Origin of the sequence: Skermanella stibiiresistens SB22, assembly GCF_000576635.1 — a bacterium.
GTDB lineage: Bacteria > Pseudomonadota > Alphaproteobacteria > Azospirillales > Azospirillaceae > Skermanella > Skermanella stibiiresistens.
The window spans coordinates 247,965-265,891 of the sequence record NZ_AVFL01000001.1; the positions used below are offsets into that span (position 1 = coordinate 247,965).

The 17,927-nt window shown below is 63.6% G+C and carries 16 protein-coding genes; 8 read left to right on the forward strand and 8 right to left on the reverse strand.

The genetic code is table 11. The annotated features are described in order from the left end of the window. Positions 1-39: 39 nt before the first annotated feature. Together N825_RS36055 and N825_RS38625 are read left to right on the forward strand one after the other, a co-directional pair. A complete protein-coding gene (locus N825_RS36055) occupies positions 40-3,210 on the forward strand; it encodes a methyltransferase domain-containing protein (RefSeq protein ID WP_198038139.1) in 3,171 nt (1,056 codons plus the stop codon). Between the two features lie 538 nt (positions 3,211-3,748). Continuing rightward, on the forward strand, positions 3,749-4,012 hold the full coding sequence (locus N825_RS38625) for a hypothetical protein (RefSeq protein WP_157618926.1): 264 nt from the start codon (positions 3,749-3,751) through the stop codon (positions 4,010-4,012). Positions 4,013-4,104: 92 nt separating this feature from the next. Here the strand turns inward: N825_RS38625 and N825_RS01150 are convergent, their stop codons facing one another. The 3 genes from N825_RS01150 to N825_RS01160 are packed head-to-tail and all read right to left on the reverse strand — an operon-like array spanning position 4,105 to position 5,995. After that, positions 4,105-4,821 carry a transaldolase gene (locus N825_RS01150; protein ID WP_037445993.1) on the reverse strand — a complete coding sequence of 239 codons (717 nt, stop codon included), beginning with the start codon at positions 4,819-4,821 and terminating at the stop codon, positions 4,105-4,107. Beyond that, on the reverse strand, positions 4,818-5,354 hold the full coding sequence (locus N825_RS01155; protein WP_037445994.1) for a D-glycero-alpha-D-manno-heptose-1,7-bisphosphate 7-phosphatase: 537 nt from the start codon (positions 5,352-5,354) through the stop codon (positions 4,818-4,820). The genes N825_RS01150 and N825_RS01155 overlap by 4 nt, the downstream gene beginning before the upstream one ends. Before the next feature lie 44 nt (positions 5,355-5,398). Then, positions 5,399-5,995, reverse strand: a complete 597-nt coding sequence (locus tag N825_RS01160) for an SIS domain-containing protein (protein WP_037445995.1) — start codon at positions 5,993-5,995, stop codon at positions 5,399-5,401. Positions 5,996-6,539: 544 nt separating this feature from the next. Here N825_RS01160 and N825_RS01165 point away from each other — a divergent pair. Genes N825_RS01165 through N825_RS01180 form a run of 4 tightly spaced genes read left to right on the forward strand, consistent with a single transcriptional unit; the run spans position 6,540 to position 9,116 of the window. Further along, entirely contained in the window at positions 6,540-6,824 is a 285-nt protein-coding gene (locus N825_RS01165; RefSeq protein WP_037445996.1) for a YggT family protein, read from the forward strand. Further along, a complete protein-coding gene (locus tag N825_RS01170; RefSeq protein ID WP_051511361.1) occupies positions 6,821-7,183 on the forward strand; it encodes a DUF167 domain-containing protein in 363 nt (120 codons plus the stop codon). Before N825_RS01165 ends, N825_RS01170 begins: the two co-directional genes overlap by 4 nt. Further along, positions 7,180-8,130, forward strand: coding sequence for a bifunctional methylenetetrahydrofolate dehydrogenase/methenyltetrahydrofolate cyclohydrolase FolD (gene folD / locus N825_RS01175; protein WP_051511362.1), 951 nt, complete (start codon positions 7,180-7,182; stop codon positions 8,128-8,130). The genes N825_RS01170 and folD overlap by 4 nt, the downstream gene beginning before the upstream one ends. After that, positions 8,127-9,116, forward strand: coding sequence for a magnesium transporter CorA family protein (locus N825_RS01180; protein ID WP_037445997.1), 990 nt, complete (start codon positions 8,127-8,129; stop codon positions 9,114-9,116). Before folD ends, N825_RS01180 begins: the two co-directional genes overlap by 4 nt. 28 nt (positions 9,117-9,144) lie before the next feature. On the opposite strand, the gene N825_RS36060 is transcribed toward N825_RS01180, so the two are convergent. Next, entirely contained in the window at positions 9,145-11,025 is a 1,881-nt protein-coding gene (locus tag N825_RS36060) for a PAS domain-containing protein (RefSeq protein WP_051511363.1), read from the reverse strand. Positions 11,026-11,065: 40 nt separating this feature from the next. Further along, positions 11,066-11,824: an SDR family oxidoreductase gene (locus N825_RS01190; RefSeq protein ID WP_037445998.1), complete on the reverse strand. Its 759-nt coding sequence runs from the start codon at positions 11,822-11,824 to the stop codon at positions 11,066-11,068. Positions 11,825-12,005: 181 nt separating this feature from the next. On the opposite strand from N825_RS01190, the gene N825_RS01195 reads away from it, so the two are divergent. Together N825_RS01195 and N825_RS01200 are read left to right on the forward strand one after the other, a co-directional pair. Beyond that, a complete protein-coding gene (locus N825_RS01195) occupies positions 12,006-13,472 on the forward strand; it encodes a sigma-54-dependent transcriptional regulator (protein ID WP_245612963.1) in 1,467 nt (488 codons plus the stop codon). Between the two features lie 361 nt (positions 13,473-13,833). Next, the gene (locus N825_RS01200) at positions 13,834-14,043 is read left to right on the forward strand and encodes a cold-shock protein (protein WP_037445999.1); all 210 of its coding nucleotides are present in this window, start codon (positions 13,834-13,836) and stop codon (positions 14,041-14,043) included. Between the two features lie 121 nt (positions 14,044-14,164). On the opposite strand, the gene N825_RS01205 is transcribed toward N825_RS01200, so the two are convergent. From N825_RS01205 to N825_RS01215, 3 genes are read right to left on the reverse strand one after another with little or no spacing between them, the layout of a single operon-like run. Beyond that, positions 14,165-16,252, reverse strand: a complete 2,088-nt coding sequence (locus N825_RS01205; protein WP_037446000.1) for a methyl-accepting chemotaxis protein — start codon at positions 16,250-16,252, stop codon at positions 14,165-14,167. A 31-nt stretch (positions 16,253-16,283) separates the two neighbouring features. Then, complete coding sequence (locus N825_RS01210; protein ID WP_037446001.1) at positions 16,284-16,658, reverse strand: response regulator; 375 nt, start codon at positions 16,656-16,658, stop codon at positions 16,284-16,286. An 8-nt stretch (positions 16,659-16,666) separates the two neighbouring features. Continuing rightward, positions 16,667-17,809 carry an ATP-binding protein gene (locus N825_RS01215; protein WP_037446002.1) on the reverse strand — a complete coding sequence of 381 codons (1,143 nt, stop codon included), beginning with the start codon at positions 17,807-17,809 and terminating at the stop codon, positions 16,667-16,669. Positions 17,810-17,927 lie beyond the last annotated feature (118 nt).

Consider the following 17,927-nt stretch of genomic DNA (forward strand, 5'->3'; position numbering starts at 1 on the left):
ATCAGGTTTTTCATTGCCACGCACGCCTCAGGAATGGACATGCTCGATCTTCATGATGCTGAAACAGAAGCAACCGGGAGCACTCCCCTGGTCATTCCGAAGTCAGGCGATCACGTCCAAACCGGCTCGACCGCAATGACGTTGGAGCCCATGATGCGACAGCCACTTGCAATTCCTCCTTCGGTGCGACGGCCTCTCCGCAAGCCTGACTTGGTCATCAAGGATCGGTACCGCCTCGCCGAGCTCCTGGAACATGATGATATCGACTTCGTTTTGAACGCCTGCCGTGCCCTATCCCAGGCGGAACCGGACGCGGCGGTGGTGGAACACTTTCTCGAGCTTCTGCGCTGTGGTGCGGCAAGCAGAACCGATGTCGTGATCACTCTGAGACAAAAGTATAAATCTCAGAGTCCCCATGTGAAGATACAGGGCCTTTGGTTCCGTTCAGCGGCAAGTCAAATTTACAAGGTGCCGGTGATCGGCTACGCCGCAAGGCTGTTCATCTCCGTTTTTTACCTTCCCAAGATCGCCCAGGTGCTACAGCGGCTTGACGCCCATGTGCGCCATTCCGTTCTCGATGTCCTAGGGCTTCAGGAAATGGTTGGTGAGGAGGTTGGCGCCGTCTTGCGCAAGATTGACGCCGACTTGGACAAGCTACAGCGATCCATCGAATCGATGAAGGCGGTGAGTTCGGATCACCAGAATGGGATTGCTTCGCTTAGGGGCGAATTGGCCGCGCAGGGCCGCCGGATCGACGAGGATAGGCGCGCGATCCTTGACGAAATCTCAAGTCTCAAAGCTGTTCTGGTGGAAGTCGATGGTGCCAAGGCGGGCAAGGATGAGGTCGCGATCCTCCAAGCGAGGATCGCCGCACAGTCCGAGGAACTTCCCTTGTGGTCCGAGAAGCTCGACGCGATCCGGGCCGATCACGCCGCATTCGCGGAACGGTTGACCTCCCTGGATACGGCCGCCCGAATCGCGGCGGGCGAGCATGGACAACTTCAGAAGCAATTTGGTGAATGGTCGTCCCAAGTCGCCGACCATCTGTCGGCATTGCGGGACCAATCGCATGCTTGGTGGTCTGAAGCGGATGGCCGGCTGTCGGCCCTGGCCCATGCCGACCAACTCGTTCGCAATGACCAGATGATCCTTGAGGATCGCATGGGCGGCCTTGAGGATGGTTTCCATCAGAAGATCTGCGACTTGGATGCCCTTCATAGGGGGCGGCTGTCCGTACTCGAGAAAAACCTAAGCGACCTGGAGGATGGCCTCCGTCGGAAAATCACCGAACTGGACGCCGTTTGCCGGGAGCGCATGTCCGTATTCGAGGAAAACCTCGGCCGCGAGTTGGTGCTGTTCGCCATGGCGGCGCGGCAAGCTCAAGAAGCGCATGAATCATTGCGAATCCAAGTCGGGACCTTGTCGTCTGAAACGGTGGACCAGCTATCGGCCTTGGTCCACGCTGACCAACTCGCCCGGAATGATCATAAGGTCCTGGAGGACTGCGTCGCCGATCTCGAGGATGTCTTCCACAAGCAGATCGCCCTATTGAATGCCGAGCATCAAGACCGGCTGGCCAACCTTAGGACGGACTTCGGCAGCGAATTGGCCCTTTCCTTGGCTGCCCTGCGGCGGCTCGGCGACGAACATGGGATGCTGCGCGACCAAGTCGCCTCATGGGCGGCCGAAACCAATAGCCGCTTGGCGGCGCTGGCGGAAATGGACGAGTTCGTGCGCAATGACCAGGTGCTTCTCAAGGACGGCATCACCGATCTCGACAGCGGCCTCAGGATCGAATTGGCTCAACGCGACACGGAACTGCGTGACCGGCTCGAAGCGTTGTCGACCGCGTTCGTCGACCGCTTGGCCGAACTCGATACGGGATACAGAAACCTCTTGAACGGGGTGTCAAGCGATCTCGCCGACAAGTTGGCACTGATCGATGCCAACCACCGTGATGGCTTGGAAGCGGTCGGCCGGCATGCCGAGTCGGGCCAACGGGCTATTCAGGATAGGGTCAACCATCTGGACGAGACGCTCTCGGGTCGGCTCTTGGAAATCGACAACGATCACCGGGACCGGGTGGCCAAGTTGTCGGAGAGCTTTGCCGCCCATGCGTTGGATATCGGCGGCAAGTTGCAGGCGAGCGAGACGGCGAGCTTCACGAAATCAGAGCATGCCGAATTCGAACGCAGGATCGGTGCCTTTGTTTCCGAGTTGGCCGATCTCGTGACCAAGCTCGACCGCGAGGCCGCGCGTGGGGATGCTGTGGCCGAAGTCGCCAGCCGTCAAGCGGAGCAGGCGGCTCGGATCGACTCGAAAGCGGATCTCAAGCTGCTGAGCGAAACCCGGACCGATGTCAACGAGATGGGATCTCAGTTCGCGCGCTACCGGATCAGCCTTCTGGACCAGGAGCGACGCCTCACCATGCTGCTGGACGAGGCCCGGCGCCGATTGCCCGAACCATTCGACGAGAATCAGCTTCAGAAACTTGCCGCCGCTGGCGACCATATGCTGGATACCGTCTACCTGAACTTCGAGGACCGGTTCCGCGGCACGCGTGAGGATGTTCAGGCTCGTTTGGGAGTCTACATCCCTGAGGTGCTGCGCGCCGTGGTGCAGACCGCTCACGCGCCGGTGTTGGATATCGGCTGCGGGCGCGGTGAATGGCTTCGACTCCTGGAAGAACATCAAATTCAAGCGATTGGCGTCGACCTGAACGAGGCGATGGTGAGTTTCTGCAAGAGCCTTGACCTGAATATCAGGCAGACGGATGGACTTGAGTATCTTCGGGAGATGAAGAGTTCCAGCCTATCGGCCATCACCGCATTCCACGTCATCGAACATCTGCCATTCCGAAGCTTCATCGCGCTGGTTGACGAGGCGTTGAGGGTGCTCAAGCCGGGCGGCATGCTGTTGTTCGAAACGCCGAATCCGGCCAACATCCTCGTGGCGACGAACTCGTTCTATTCCGATCCAACTCATCTGAAACCAATGCCTAGCGCGATGGTCGAAAGCATGCTCGAAGCGCGCGGCTTCGTCCGTACCGAGGTCAAGAACCTGCATCCGCATCCGAACGTCAATCGATACTACGAACAGCCCATCCTGAACGAGTTCAACTATTTCTTCTATGGACCTCAGGATTATGGAGTTATCGCCTGGAAGCCGGGCGGTGGCACTGGCCGGGCGCTGCCGGCGTTGTCGGCCTGAAGACAGACCAATTCTGTGAACCCACAGCCGATCGCGACCCCGCACTGGTCGCGATCGCGAAGCGGGGATCGGGAGAGCCTGTTGATCTCCGGTCTCATTCCGATCCTCCCGTATCGGGAAACAAACACACAACTGCGGCCACTTCGGAGCGGCGTCACCTTCAGTGGCCATCTTGGCTTTCGGCTGATGCTTGCCCATCACACCCCCATAACACTCATGGTGGGCGGAAATGTGGTCCTCCAGCGGGGTGCACCCAGCAAGCGGTTCAATCCTTGGCCCAGGAAGCTGGGGCGAATTGAATCTGTCGGATGACGGCTTTAGCGCACCCTGCTAGAACCCGCAAATGGTGCTGGAAGCTGAAACCTCAGGAGTTCAATTCCGGTATTCAACAGAGGATCCCACAGGCGAAGATCAAGGGACTATGCATTAAGTTTTAATCCATGTTAATTAATACTTATTAGCGAAACTTCAGGGTCTTCGCTTCGATTATACTTTTTTACACCCAAACGAGCGTAAGAAGCTGAACGGAGAGTTGAACATGGCCCAAGCCCAGTGCCATCCCGATAGTGCCGATGAGATCGAACAGGTTCGCCGTGATCTGTCCGCCGCCCTCGGCGGGCGCCGGCCAGAAGATCTGATGCGTACCGTCGTCACCGACTATGATGGTGAGGCGCCGTTTCATGTCATGGGCGACGCCGCGGCTCAAGTACTGAAGGCACGAGGCTGGGCTAAGCTCGCCTTCGAAGGAGGCGATGTGACCTTGGTCGCCACCGAGGAAGGACGGCGATCAATCCTGGGCTGAGCCTTGCGGCCCACGCCAAGGCACCCCTGGCTTTTCCAGGGGTGCCTTGGATTTATGAACGTCGGCGAAGCTCCGAAGGCACTCGCGTCAATTCAGATCTTGAAGTTGGCGGCCAACGCGTCATCGTGGAACATCTTGACGGTTTCAAGGGAGTACTGTTGAAGGTCCTTGCCGACCAGTGACAGCTTCTTGAGAATGTCATTAGTCACCGTGATCACATGGCAGCCGACGGCGTCCGCCTGATACACGTTGAGCAGTTCGCGCGGGCTTGCCCAAATCAGCTGGGTATTGGGAGCGGTCTTCAGGATTTCGACGGCGGCGGCCATCATCGGCACGGGATCGACGCCCGTGTCGGCCACGCGACCAGCGAACACGGAGATATAGCAGGGGGCCCCGCCTGTGACAGCTGCAACCACGTCACGCACTTGCGACAGAGTCGTCAAGGCCGTGACGTTCAGCGAGACACCGGAATCGGTCAGGCGCCGAATCAACGGATAACAGGGTTCGCCGCAGGTGTTGGTGACCGGGATCTTGACGTTGACGGTCTTGCCCCAGGAGGCGATCTCCCGAGCCTGTCGTTCCATCTCATCGAATTCATCCGAAAAGACCTCGAACGAAATTGGCCTGTCTGGGATCGCGGACAGAATATCGAGAGCGAACGCCTTATAATCAGAAATTCCGACTTTGCGCATCAGCGTGGGGTTGGTCGTGAAACCCTTGATATGGGGCTTCGCGTACATTTCCAGCATGCCTGCCTTCTCGGCACCATCGGCAAAAATCTCCACGCTCAAATCGGCAACGGTCTTCATGATCGAATGTTCCTACTGGTATGCTGCTGAATGATCCACTGGGCGGCCTCCAGCAGAGAACTTGCGGCCTTGTCGGGTTCGCCGCGCACGCCCTCCTTGTAACCGACGCCGACAAGGATGGTCGAACACCCGGCCAAGCGACCGGCCTCCATGTCGCGCCACCGATCACCGACCATGAAGCTGCTTGTCACGTCGATGCCATATCGCTCTGCGGCACCGGTGAGCATGCCAGGTCGGGGTTTGCGGCAATCGCAGTGGTCGGCATCGTCGTGGTAGCAAACCTCGACCGAATCCAACGGGAGGTGTGAAAGCAGGTACTGGTTGATGGCTTCCACGGATTCACGAGGCGTTGTTCCGCGAGCGACATCGGGCTGGTTGGTTACGACGATCAGGCGGAACCCTGCCTGCCGAAGGGAGAGCAATGCCTCCGGGACATTGGGGAGTATTTCCAGGTCGCTCAGATCCGCTGGAGGGCAAGGCACATCACCTTTCATGCGGACCTTGTTGAGGACCCCGTCACGGTCCAGGAACACGGCTGTCCGTCTCGGACAGGATGCCTGACTCCGAAGATCGGAGGTCACCGCACCGATTCCCACTTCGTCTGCTTGGCCTTCAGCTTCGGATGTGACACCAGCAAATGCCAGATGACGGCCTGGAAAGCCTCGGCGTGAGGCGTGATCGTCTCGGGATTGACCACGGGAATCACGATGCAGGCATCGGCGCACTGGGCGGTATAGCCGCCATCGCGTGATACGATGCCGACCACGCGCGCGCCGACCTCCTTCGCGTACTTCAAGGCGGAGACCAGGTTCGGGCTGACATTCTTTTCGAGGTTGCCGCCACCCACGGACAGTATGAACAAGGCGTCGACGGGTTTCAGGCGGCTGACTTTCAACCATTCGACGAAAACACTATCCCAGCCCTCGTCGTTGGTCCGCGCCGTCAGTTCCGAGACATTGTCGGTGGGCGCGTAGGACTCGATCCCGACGATTTTACGGAAGTCATTGACTGCGTGGCCGCAGTTGCCAGCGCTGCCGCCGACGCCTAAAAAGAACAACCGTCCGCCGGATTGGCGGACATCGGACAGGAGATCGGCGATCTTTTCAATGTCTTCAGAATTCAATTGCTGGGCGATCGACACAGCCTCATCAAGATGGGCGCGCGCGTAAGACATAAAACATCCTTCTCATCGTCATGACAGTTGGCGGCGACTTCAAAGACGCACATTTTAGAGTTAGGTAATTTTATACATATTCCAGACTTTTTGATTAACACCAATGGGTGTTTTTTGTCAAGTGCGGCATTCTACCCGCTCGGTTTGGGTCAGATTGCCAAGGGTTTTCCTTCACGGAGCTGGCGTCGCGCGAGGTTCGCTCCGAGTGGCGAGAGGTGCTGGCGTGGACGCCACGACCGATCCACTGGATGGCGAGGCGAAGCCTCGGGCGTGGTTGGGGCTGTCTTTGGAGCATTTTTCCGCCTTGTTGACGGGTGCGGGTCTCGCCGAGGTTTGGCGGTTCTCCCAACGGCCCGCTCGGGAGATATGGCGGTGTCCGCGACCGGCCGCGGCGGTTGGAAAAATCGCGTCAACCGACGTCGTTGGATCATCTCGGGAGGCGAAAGGAAATATGAAGTCCCGACACGCGGCTTGCGGCGCTTGCCTGTCGGGGGGCGTAAGGGTAGGGTGCAGCGCATTTTTTTGTCCTGCGGCCCGGTAGACCATGCAATCTTTATTCCTGCTGATCGACACCATCCTGGGGCTCTACGTCTGGATCCTGATCGCATCCGCGATCTTGAGCTGGCTGGTCGCCTTCAACGTGGTCAATACCCGCAACCGCGCGGTCTATGTGATCGGTGACTTCCTGTACCGCGTGACCGAGCCGGTGCTGGGGCCTATCCGTCGCGTCCTGCCCAACCTGGGCGGGCTGGACCTCTCGCCGATCATCCTGATCCTGCTGATCTTCTTCATCCGCAACCTGCTGCGCGAGTACGCGTTCCTGGTGTGACCCCATTCAAGCCGGCGGCTGGCGGGATCACGGTCGCGATCCGCCTGACGCCGAAGGCTTCGAGGAACGCCGTGGGTGGGATCGCCGCGGGACTCGACGCCGCCGGGCAGCCACAGGCCGCGCTGAAGGTGATGGTCACCGCGGTTCCCGAGGCGGGCCGCGCCAACGAGGCGCTGGTCAAGCTGCTGGCGAAGGAGTGGAAGGTGGCGAAATCCTCCATCACCCTGGTTGCCGGGGCCACGGACCGGAACAAGGTTCTCCATGTCGCCGGGGATACCGCCGACCTGATGGCACGGCTGAACTCGCCGGCGCCATCCCCGCCGATCCAAAACGACCCGTCTGGAAGATCCGAATCATGAGCCAGGCACGCATCATCGACGGCAAGGCCTTCGCCCAAAACCTGCGCGACCGTCTCGCCCTCCAGGTCGCCGACCTCCGGTCCACCGGCGCCAAGGGCGGCCAGGACTTGGTGCCTGGTCTCGCGGTGGTCCTCGTCGGCGAGAACCCGGCCAGCCAAGTCTATGTCCGCAGCAAGGGGCAGGCGACGGTCGCCGCCGGGATGCGCTCGTTCGAGCACAAGCTGCCGGACACCACCGATCAGGCGACCCTGGTGGCGTTGGTGGAAAAGCTGAACCGCGATCCCGCCGTCAATGGCATCCTGGTGCAATTGCCGCTGCCGGCCCAGATCGACCCCGCCGTCGTGATCGCCACCATCGATCCGGCCAAGGATGTCGACGGCTTCCATGTCGAGAACGCCGGCCGGCTGGCGCTGGGCCTGCCCGGCATGGTGCCTTGCACGCCACTCGGCTGCATGATGCTGCTGAGGGACGTGCTGGGCGACGACCTCCGGGGCAAGCGCGCCCTGGTGCTCGGCCGGTCGACCATCGTCGGCCGCCCGATGGCGAGCCTGCTGCTGGCGGCCGACTGCACCGTCACGATCGCCCATTCGCGCACCCAGGACCTTCCCGAGGAGTGCCGCCGCGCCGATATCCTGGTGGCGGCAGTCGGGCGGCCCGAGATGGTGCGCGGCGACTGGATCAAGCCGGGCGCCACCGTGATCGACGTCGGCATCAACCGGGTGCCCCATGCCGATCCGGCCGCCGCCGCCGAGGGCAGGACGCGGCTGGTCGGCGATGTCCATTTCGCCGAGGCGATGACGGTGGCGGGCGCCATCACGCCGGTACCGGGCGGTGTCGGACCGATGACGATCGCCTGCCTGCTGCTGAACACCCTGACCGCGACCTGCCGCCAGAACGGCGTGCCGCTGCCCGGATCGGTACCGGAGGCGGACACGGCGGCACCATGATCATCGCCTATGGCCGGGGCGGGACCGGCTGCTTCCGGGTACCGCTGGAACTCGGCATGGGGCTGCCGGACGAAGCCGTGTGGATCGACCTGCTGCACCCGACCGAGGAGGAGCGCGGCGAGATTGCCCGCTTCCTCAAGATCGACCTGCCGACCCATGAGGAGATGCGGGAGATCGAGGTCTCCAGCCGCCTGTACTTCGAGAACGGCAGCGCCTATATGACCACGCCGGTGATCACCAAGTCGGATACCGAGCATCCCGGGCTGGGCGTCCTGACGTTCATCCTGACGCCGACGCATCTGGTCACGGTGCGCTATGTCGAACCCAAGAGCGTCGACACCTTCGCGGGTCGCCTCCAGCGCCAGCCGGAGCTGCTGGCCGGGCCGGAGAACGCGCTGCTTGGCCTGCTCGACGCCGTGGTTGGCCGAGCGGCCGATGTGCTGGAACTGATCGGCTCGCGCGTCGACGGGATCGGGCGCCGCGTGTTCGACGATCCGCTGCCGGCCAAGTCGAAGGAGGCGGCCCGCAAGCCGGACGCGCTCCGCGAGGTGATGCGCGACATCGGCCGGATCGGCGATGTCACCAACAAGGTGCGGGAGAGCCTGGCCGGTCTCGACCGGCTGGTGGCCTATCTCGCGACGGTCGGCGTCGGCCGGCTCAACAAGGAGCAGCGGGCCCTGCTGAAGAGCTTGAACCGCGACCTGCGCTCGCTGGGCGAGCACGCGGGCTATCTCGGCCAGCAGACGAACTTCCTGCTCGACGCGACGCTGGGCGTCATCAACATCGAACAGAACGCCATCATCAAGATCTTCTCGGTGGTCGCCGTGGTCTTCCTGCCGCCGACGCTGATCGCCAGCGTCTATGGCATGAACTTCGAGTCCATGCCGGAGCTGGACAAGCCCTGGGGCTACCCGCTGGCGCTGATCCTGATGGTCATCTCCGCCATCCTGCCGCTGCTGTATTTCCGCCGCAAGGGCTGGCTGTAGGCGGAAAACCACTGCTCCCTGGCGTCCGTCAAGGACCGGCGACTGCTTCCCAGGGGAGCCACATCCGGCAGGACAGGCCGTTGGGACGCCAGTCGAATTCGATCCCACCCTCCAGTTGTCCGACGATCGTCCGTTCGATCAAGGTCATGCCGAATCCGCGTCCCGTTGGCGGATCGTCCCGCCGGACGGTCGTCTCCTCCCAGCGCGCGACCAGCCGGCGGCCCGCTGGCCAGATCTCGACGCCGCATTCGACCGACAAGGCGCCGCTGGCGTCCGACAGCGCGCCATGTTTGGCGGCGTTGGTGGTCAGTTCGTGGAACACCATGGCGAGCGCCACGGCACCCGCCGGATTGAGCGCCACGGGCTGGAGGTCCAGCCGGATCGCCGTGCCGTTGGCGCGATAGGGCTCCAGGGTCTGGGCGACCAGATCGGGCAGGTGGGCGGCCTCCCAGTTCTGGTCGGTCAGCAGGCTATGCGCCCGCGACAGCGCGCCCAGTCGGCCGGTGAAGGACTGGACGAAGTCGTCCATGGTCGAACTGCGCCGCAGCGTCTGCGACGCGATCGCCTGGACGATCGCCAGCGTGTTCTTGACCCTATGGCTCAGCTCCGCCAGCAAGGTCTGCTGATGTTCGTCGGCCCGCCGCCGCCGCGTCACGTCGCGCACGGTGCCATCGATTCGCACCGCCTTGCGGACGCCGCCGAGTTCGCCGAACTGGCTGCGGCCCCGCGACGCGATCCAGCGGACCGAACCATCCGGCCAGAGCGCCCGGAATTCCATGTCGAAGAGGCCGTCGCCGTTCGGATCGCACGCCCGCTTGAGGGCCGCGGCCACCGCCTTGCGGTGTTCGGGGTGGATCAGTTCCAACTTGGCGTTGATGACGAGCGGAGCGTCCGGCGTTAGTCCCAGCATGGCCTTGCAGCGGTCGGACGCCACCACCGATCTGGTCTCGGGGTCGATCACCCAGGTGCCGAGGTCGGCCGCCTCCACCGCCAGCCGAAGCCGCAGCTCGCTTTCCAGCAACCGTCGCCGGTCCTCGCTGGCCTGCGTCACGTCGGTGTTGATCGCGACGGCGCCGAGCAGGACATCACCCAGCCGAATCGGCGCCGCGGCGGAGCGCAGCGCCACGTCCCGCCCGGTCTTGGCGTTGCGGACCAGCACGTCGCGGATCGTGCGCTCCCCGGCCAGGGCCCTCACGAAGGCCTGTTCCTCCACGGGCAGCGGTTCGCCGCTTCGGGCGTCGCGGACCTGGATCATCGCCGCCAGTTCGGGGACGGGGTGGTTGAGCTGCTCGACGCTGTCGAGGCCCAGCATCTCGAGCCCCCGCCGGTTGCACCGGACGATACCGGTGGCGGTGCCGACATAGACGGCGTCGGGAATGCTCTCGATGACCGCGTCGAGCGCGGCCGTCTGGCCCAGCAGCGCCGCCTCGGTCGCCTTCCGCTCGGTCATGTCGACCAGGAACCCCAGCATGCGGATCGGCTCGCCCCTGTCGTTGAAGAAGAAGCTGCCATCGTCCTGCACGATGACCCAGTGGCCGTCCTTGTGACGGAACCTGTACTCCATGTGGAAGGATGCCCGGGTGGCCCTGACCCGCTCCAGCTCGAGCCTGAACGCCTCGCGGTCGTCGGGGTGGATCAGCTCGACCGTGTGGGCGAGCCCTCCTTCCCCCAACTCCGCCGGCGTCCAGCCCAAGGCCGCCTCGCAGCCGCCGCCCCACGCCATCGCGTCGGTCCGGGTGTCCCAATCGTAGAACACGTGGCCGGCCGCCATGACGGCGGCGTCATAGCGGTTGCGCCACTCGTCGGACGACCGCTCCGCCTGGAGGCGCGCCGCGGTTTCCAGCCGCAGCGCCTCCTCCAGCTCGGCGATCCGGCGTATTCCCGCGTCTTTGGCGGTGTCGGAAGTCACCGATCCGTTCTCCTGGGGGCGGACGAGAGGTGGGGCATCGTCATACGCAACGTCCGCCGTCGACCTCCAGTGCCACCCCGGTGATGAATTCCGCCTCGTCGGACGCCAGATAGAGCGCCGCGTTGGCGATGTCGTCGGGCCGGCTCATCCGGCCCAGCGGGATCGAGGCCACGAACTGCCGCCGCCGCTCCGGCGTGTCCTCGCCCATGAAGTCCGCCACCATGCCGGTGTCGCCGATCACGGGGCACAGCGCGTTGACCCGTATTTTCAAGGGCGCCAATTCGACCGCCATGGATTTGGTGGCGACGATCGCGGCGCCCTTGGAGCTGTTGTACCAGGTCAGGCCCGGGCGGGGCCGCAGGCCGGCGGTCGAGGCGGTCGTGATGATGACGCCGCCGCCGCGCCGTTCCATCACCGGGACGACATGGCGGGCCGCCAGGAACAGCGCCTTGACGTTGACGGCGTAGACGCGGTCGAACTCGGCCTCGGTCACCTCCAGCATCGGCTTGTTGCGGTGGGTGTAGCCGGCGTTGTTGACCATGATGTCGAGCCCGCCGAAGCGGTCCACGGCGGCGGCGACCATGGCCGCGACGGCGCCATCGTCGGTGACGTCGGCCTTGAAGAAGAAGGCGGCGCCGTCATGCCCGTCGGAGATCGAGTCGGCCACCCGCCGGCCCCGATCCTCCTCCAGATCGTTGATCACGACCTTCGCGCCCTCGCGGGCGAAAGTCCGGGCGATGCCCTCGCCGAAGCCGGATCCGGAGCCGGTGATGATCGCCACTTTATTGGATAGACGCATTTTTCCTCCTGGTTCGCCTTGTGAATCGGCGTTTTTCACGACCGTCGCGGCGGCTTGTCCGACCGCGTCCGATCGACGGCCGGGGTGCCGCCTCCCGTTCGGGTCACCCCCATGGTCGTGCTGTTCATCCTGTCGCACCACCGGAAAGTTGCTCCGGTTTGGCGACATCGGGTAGGATGGATTGTATCAATGTTACATTCGGGACAGGAAAATCATCGTCAACGCCAAGGTTCTGCTGGTCGAAGACACTCCCTCCCTGGCTCGTGTCTACGCCGAATATCTGAAGAAGGCCGCCTTCACGGTCAAGGTCGTGGAGACGGGTGCCGCGGCTCTCGAAGCGATTCGGGAGTCGGCCCCCCAGGTCGTCCTGCTCGATCTCCAGCTGCCCGACATGAACGGGATGGAGATCCTGAAGCATGTCTCGGGTCAGCAGATCCCCACGGCGGTCGTCGTCATCACCGCCCACGCCTCGGTCAACCTGGCGGTCGAGGCGATGCGGTACGGCGCCTATGACTTCGTCGTCAAGCCCTTCACCGCCGACCGGCTGCTGGTCACGGTTCGGAACGCGGTCGAGCGGCTGCGTCTGGCGCAGCTGGTCGACACCTTCACCGACGAGCTGGCGCGCGGCAAGTACCACGGCTTCATCGGGGCCTCGTTCCCGATGCAGGCGGTCTACCGGATCATCGACAGCGCCGCCGCCAGCCGCGCCACCGTGTTCATCACGGGCGAGTCCGGCACCGGCAAGGAGGTCTGCGCCGAGGCGATCCACCGGCAAAGCCCGCGCAAGGACAAGCCCTTCGTGGCGATCAATTGCGGCGCCATTCCCAAGGAGCTGATGGAGAGCGAGATCTTCGGCCATGTGAAGGGATCCTTCACGGGGGCCGTGGCCGACCGCGAGGGCGCCGCCGCGCGGGCCGATGGAGGCACGCTGTTCCTGGACGAGATCTGCGAGATGGAGCTTGGCCTCCAGACCAAGCTGCTGCGCTTCATCCAGACCGGAACGTTCCAGAAGGTCGGCGGCACGCGGCTCGAGAAGGTCGATCTGCGCATCCTGTGCGCCACCAACCGCGATCCCCTGCGGGAGGTCGAGGATGGCCGTTTCCGTGAGGATCTCTACTACCGCCTCCATGTCATTCCGGTCCACCTGCCGCCGCTCCGAGACCGGGAGGACGACGTCCTGGACATCGCCCGCCAGTTCCTCAGCGACTACGCCGCGGAGGAGGGCAAGGGGTTCAGGCGCTTCCACCCGGCGGTGGAGCAGGTGCTGCGCGATTATCACTGGCCCGGCAACGTGCGGCAACTTCAGAATGTGATCCGCAACGTCGTCGTGCTCCACGACGGCGAGGAGGTCACGGCGGCGATGCTGCCGTCACCGCTGAACCAGCATTTGGCCCTCCAGCCCCAGCCGTCGCACCGGTATCAGCCCGCCTCGATCGAGGAGCCGGTGGTGGCGCATGTGGCCGATGCCTATCCCGTGTCTCCGGGGCCGCGTCCGATCAGGCCCTTGTGGCTGGTCGAGAAGGAGGCGATCGAGGAAGCCATCGCGGCTTGCGACGGCAATATCCCGCGGGCCGCGGCGCAACTCGGCATCAGCGCCTCGACCATCTACCGCAAGCGGATGGCTTGGGAAGCCGAAGGCCGGGCCTAACCCCAGCCCCGTCAAATCTTCGAATCCTCATTTTTCCGGTATTGTTGAAATCGAAGGGGGCAACGGTAGTTGGTTCCTCGTTGGTGTGAAGTCATGTCCTTTCGGCACGGGTAAATCATGCCAACCCGTACCCTATTCGGGAAAATGACATATCCATGAACTCTGTGCTTGTGCCAAACAATCCGACTCGTTAGCGTATTTTCAAGTAATCCATGGTTCGGGTCTTCGCTGCGTCGCAACAAATGCCGGGGGCGGACTACTTCACCATCGATCACGACACCGGGTTCCGGCCCGGCACCAAGGTCTGCATCACCAGGGATTGCCGACCGCGTTAGCCTAGGACGACCAAGGAGTCACAGTCATGGCGACTGGCACGGTTAAATGGTTCAATTCTACCAAAGGTTATGGATTCATCGCTCCCGAGAACGGCGTGAAGGATGTCTTCGTCCACATCTCCGCGCTGGAACGCTCCGGTATCCGTGGCCTCAACGAGGGCCAGAAGGTCAGCTATGAACTGGCGCGCGGCAATAATGGCAAGGAAGCCGCGGTCAACATCAGTCTGGTGGACTGATCGTCCCGGCGTCACTTCAAGGAATCGATCTTCAGGATCGTGAAAGGGAGGAGGAAGGCGACGGTCTTCCTCCTCCCTTCATTTCAACCCGGGGAAATTCGCCGGGTCCCCACACCCAAGGTCACGCCGCCGGTTTCCGCGCCGCGATGCCGGTCGCCGCGATGCCCGCGATATGGGAACGCATCCGTTGCAGGTGATCCAGGTCCAGGGGGAACTGGATCACCGTCCCGCCATCCTTGCTCAGCGCGACGCGGGCCAGCAGATCACGCGGCAAGCCGTCGATGCTGATCCTGATCAACTCGCCCGGCGTGCCGCGCAGGGCGGGTGACAACAGGGCGTGGGCGCTGGATATCTCGCTCACCCGTCCCCGCCATGCCACCGCTCCCGACCCGTCGCCGCCGGTCGCTTCGGCCTGACGGTCGATCGCATGGGTGGCGAAGGTGTCGTCGTCGGTGTTGGTGCCGCGCATCGCCTTCAGGAAGGTCTCGACCTCGCGGCTGAGGCTCGACGATTCATCCTTGAGGTCGGTCGCGAAGCGCCTGACGCCGCCGGCGCTCTCGCCGACCGTCGTCGCCTGTTCCTTGATGCCGACGACGCTGCCGGACACGGCTCCGGAACTGCGCGCCACGAAGTCGATGTTGCGGACCATCTCGTGCAGGGTCGCGTCCTGTTCCTGGACAGCCGACACGATGCCCGAGATGTAGCTGTTGACCTCGCCGATCAAGTCGGTGATCTCGGTGATGGCGCCGGCCGACGAGGTCGACACCTTGCGGACGCCGCTGATCCTGGCCCCGATCTCCTCGGTAGCCTTGGTCGTCTGGGTCGCCAGTTGCTTGACCTCGGCCGCGACAACGGCGAACCCCTTGCCGGCGTCACCCGCGCGGCTGGCCTCGATGGTGGCGTTCAGCGCCAGCAGGTTGGTCTGCTTGGAGATGTTGCGGATCAGCTCGACGACCTGCTCGATCTGTTCCGCCGTCTCCTGGAGGCGGCCGACCTCGTCGCGCGCGTTGCCGGCGGCGGCGACCGCCCTGTTGACCACGTCGGCGGATTTCTCGATCTGCCGGGCGATCTCCTGGGCGCTGACCAGCATCTCCTCCGACGCGCTGGCCAGGGTGCCGGCGCTCTCCGACGATCGGGTGGCTTCGCTGGCGACCTCGTCCGCCATGCCGAGGGTGTCGCCGCTCTGGCGGGTCATGACGGTGGCCTCGTCGACCATGGCGGTCGAGGAGGAGACGATCCGGCTGAAGACGGCACCGATGCTGGCGCCGAAGATGCCGACGAGCTGGCTCAGCTCCTCGGCCTGGCGCTGGCGCTTGGCCCGCTCCACCCGCTGGATCTCCTCCAGCTCGCGGGCCCTCGCCATCCCGGCCCGGAACACCTTCATGGTCGCCGACATCTCCTGGATCTCGTCGCGGAAGTACGGCGTCACGATTTCCGTCTCGAGATTACCGTTGGCGAGATCGGTCATGGCGTGGGTCAGCTTGCCGACCGGCCGGGTGATGCCGCGCGCGATCAGGATCGACAGGGTCGCGGCCAGTGCCAGGATGACGCCGGAGAGGACCGCGATGATCGTGGTCGCCCGGGCCTCGTCGTCGCGGGCGCGCGTCACCGATTCGTCCGTCGAGACCGAGACGGTTTCGAGCAGATCGATGATCGCCTCGTCCAGGTCGGTTTGGTTCCTCTCGAGCTCCTCCGCCGCCGTCATCAGCGCGGTGATGGTGGTCGGCGCCGTCCGGACGCCCTGCTCCCGGATGCGGGCCAGGATCGCCTCCGCTCCCTTCTCATAGGCTTCGTGCCTCTCCTTGATGAACGCGACGCGGGCGACCAGGGCGTTCATCGCGGCGGTGCCCTCGGCTGTCGACCGCGCGTCCGCGATCATCGTCTCCAGCTTGATGAACTCCTCGTCCGTCTTGTGGGACAGGGCTTCGAACTGGGCCACCACCTGCTCCAGCCGGTTCTCCGCGACGCTGACCTCGCCCTCGCGCAGCATCCGCTCGAATAGGACGGCCTGCTCCAGTTGGTGGGTCGTGATCTGGCGCAGCAGGTCGCTGATCGGCATGTCCCGGTCGGCGACCTGGGTCAGTTCGTGGCCGATCCTGACCATGCTGGTCAGGCTGACGAGAGAGACGACGCACAGGAATCCCAGCGATAGCGCGGTGAGGGTGTGGATGCGGAAGCCGATCTTGAGGCCGCGGATGAAGTCGGGCATGGCGCCGGTCCCTTGAGTCAGATGTTGGGGGTCAGGTGTTGGAGGGCAGGAGTTCGCGAACCGCCGTCAGCAGGTCGTCGCGGGAGAAGGGCTTTTCGAGCGTGCGGTCCGCCGTCGCGGCGGCGACCAGGAGGGCTTGCTTGGCGGTGACGCCGCCGGCGCCGCCGGAAACCGCGAGGATCGGCAAGGCCGGCCGCGCCGCCTTGGCTTCGATGATCACCGTCGTGCCATCCTTGCGGGGCATGACGATGTCGCAGATGACGAGGTCGTGGGAACCGGCCTTGACCTTCGCCAGGCCCTCCTCGCCATCGCGCGCGGTGTCGATCCTGTGCCCCGCGAAGGTCAGGACGACATCCAGGGCGTCCCGGACGCCCGCCATGTCCTCGATCAGCAATATGTGAGCCATCGGAATCCCTATGATGTCTGGATGATCGGAAGGTGGATCGAGAAGACGCTGCCAAGGCCGAGCCGGCTGGACGCCGTGATCGTCCCGCCGGCTTCCCGCGCGATCGACAGGCTGACGGCCAGTCCGAGGCCGTTCCCCTGATCGCGCGGCTTGGTCGTGAAGAAGGTTTCGAACAACTCGCCGAGACGGTCCTCGTCCATGCCGCGGCCCGTGTCCCTGACATCGATCCGCAGGTAGTCGCCTGGCGCCAAGCCAAGGGTCTCGGCCTCGTGGGGACCGACCACGGCGCGACCCCAGTCGATGTCCAGATCGCCGCGGCCATCCATGGCGTCGACCGCGTTGGCCACGAGATTGCCGACCACCTGCCTGAAGTGGCGGGGAGCGATCCCGAGCAACGCCGCGTCGTCCGCTCGGTCATCGCCGAAGTTCGGGTTGATACGTAGGCGGATCGCGTCGGGAATGATTCCGGCGATGAATTCGGCGGTTTCCTCGATCAGGGCCGACACGGGAGCGGGTTCGAAAGGGATGGCGCCGGGCTGATGCGGGGCGTTGCGGGCGATGCCGAGCACGTCGGTGGTCAATTGAAGGGCGATGTCGAGGTTGGTCCGCAGGGTCGCCAGGGATCGCCGGATGTTCTCCGGACCGAGGCTCTCCCAATCCTCCAGCACCTCGGTCATCAGCCGGATCGGCTGGAGCGCGTTCTTGATCTCGTGGCTGAACCCGGCGGTCAGACGGCCGAGCGTCGCCAGCTTCTCCCGCTCATGCTCGAGTTGGAGCCGCTGACGCAGGCGGGTGACGTTGGACTGAATGCCGATGTAAGCCGTGGCCTCGCCCGCGGCGTCGAAAACCGGCGCCATGTAGAGATGATTGACGAAGGTCGCGCCGTCCTTCCTATAGTTCAGCAGGTTGACCTGGAAGGTCTCGCGAGCGGCGATGCCGCGCCGGATCCGGGCCACCGCGCCGGGCTCGGTCAACGGGCCCTGGAGAAAACGGCAGTTCCGGCCGATCACCTCGTCACGCCGGTAGCCCGTCAACTCCATGAAGGCCCTGTTGGCGTGAATCAGCGGCATGTCCCCCTTCAACGAACTGATGGTGTGGGCGAGATCGCTGGCGTCGAGCGCCTTCATCAGGATTTCGGGGGAGAGATTCATAGTAAAAGTTACTTTTCGTTAAGGATTTGGCAGCGCGATCGATAAGACAAAGACGCGCGGATCCAAGCATCCAAAGTGTTCGTTGAAGTGAATTTGGACAATAACTTATAAAATCCGA

What these genes read in the sequence shown, in the direction of transcription:
- N825_RS01210 (WP_037446001.1), bottom strand. Translation starts at nt 16,658, where the DNA reads ATGGCTCACATATTGCTGATCGAGGACATGGCGGGCGTCCGGGACGCC.
- N825_RS01215 (WP_037446002.1), bottom strand. Translation starts at nt 17,809, where the DNA reads ATGAATCTCTCCCCCGAAATCCTGATGAAGGCGCTCGACGCCAGCGAT.
- N825_RS01190 (WP_037445998.1), bottom strand. Translation starts at nt 11,824, where the DNA reads ATGCGTCTATCCAATAAAGTGGCGATCATCACCGGCTCCGGATCCGGC.
- N825_RS01165 (WP_037445996.1), top strand. Translation starts at nt 6,540, where the DNA reads ATGCAATCTTTATTCCTGCTGATCGACACCATCCTGGGGCTCTACGTC.
- N825_RS38625 (WP_157618926.1), top strand. Translation starts at nt 3,749, where the DNA reads ATGGCCCAAGCCCAGTGCCATCCCGATAGTGCCGATGAGATCGAACAG.
- N825_RS01160 (WP_037445995.1), bottom strand. Translation starts at nt 5,995, where the DNA reads ATGTCTTACGCGCGCGCCCATCTTGATGAGGCTGTGTCGATCGCCCAG.
- N825_RS01150 (WP_037445993.1), bottom strand. Translation starts at nt 4,821, where the DNA reads ATGAAGACCGTTGCCGATTTGAGCGTGGAGATTTTTGCCGATGGTGCC.
- N825_RS01205 (WP_037446000.1), bottom strand. Translation starts at nt 16,252, where the DNA reads ATGCCCGACTTCATCCGCGGCCTCAAGATCGGCTTCCGCATCCACACC.
- N825_RS01200 (WP_037445999.1), top strand. Translation starts at nt 13,834, where the DNA reads ATGGCGACTGGCACGGTTAAATGGTTCAATTCTACCAAAGGTTATGGA.
- folD (WP_051511362.1), top strand. Translation starts at nt 7,180, where the DNA reads ATGAGCCAGGCACGCATCATCGACGGCAAGGCCTTCGCCCAAAACCTG.
- N825_RS01180 (WP_037445997.1), top strand. Translation starts at nt 8,127, where the DNA reads ATGATCATCGCCTATGGCCGGGGCGGGACCGGCTGCTTCCGGGTACCG.
- N825_RS36055 (WP_198038139.1), top strand. Translation starts at nt 40, where the DNA reads ATGCTCGATCTTCATGATGCTGAAACAGAAGCAACCGGGAGCACTCCC.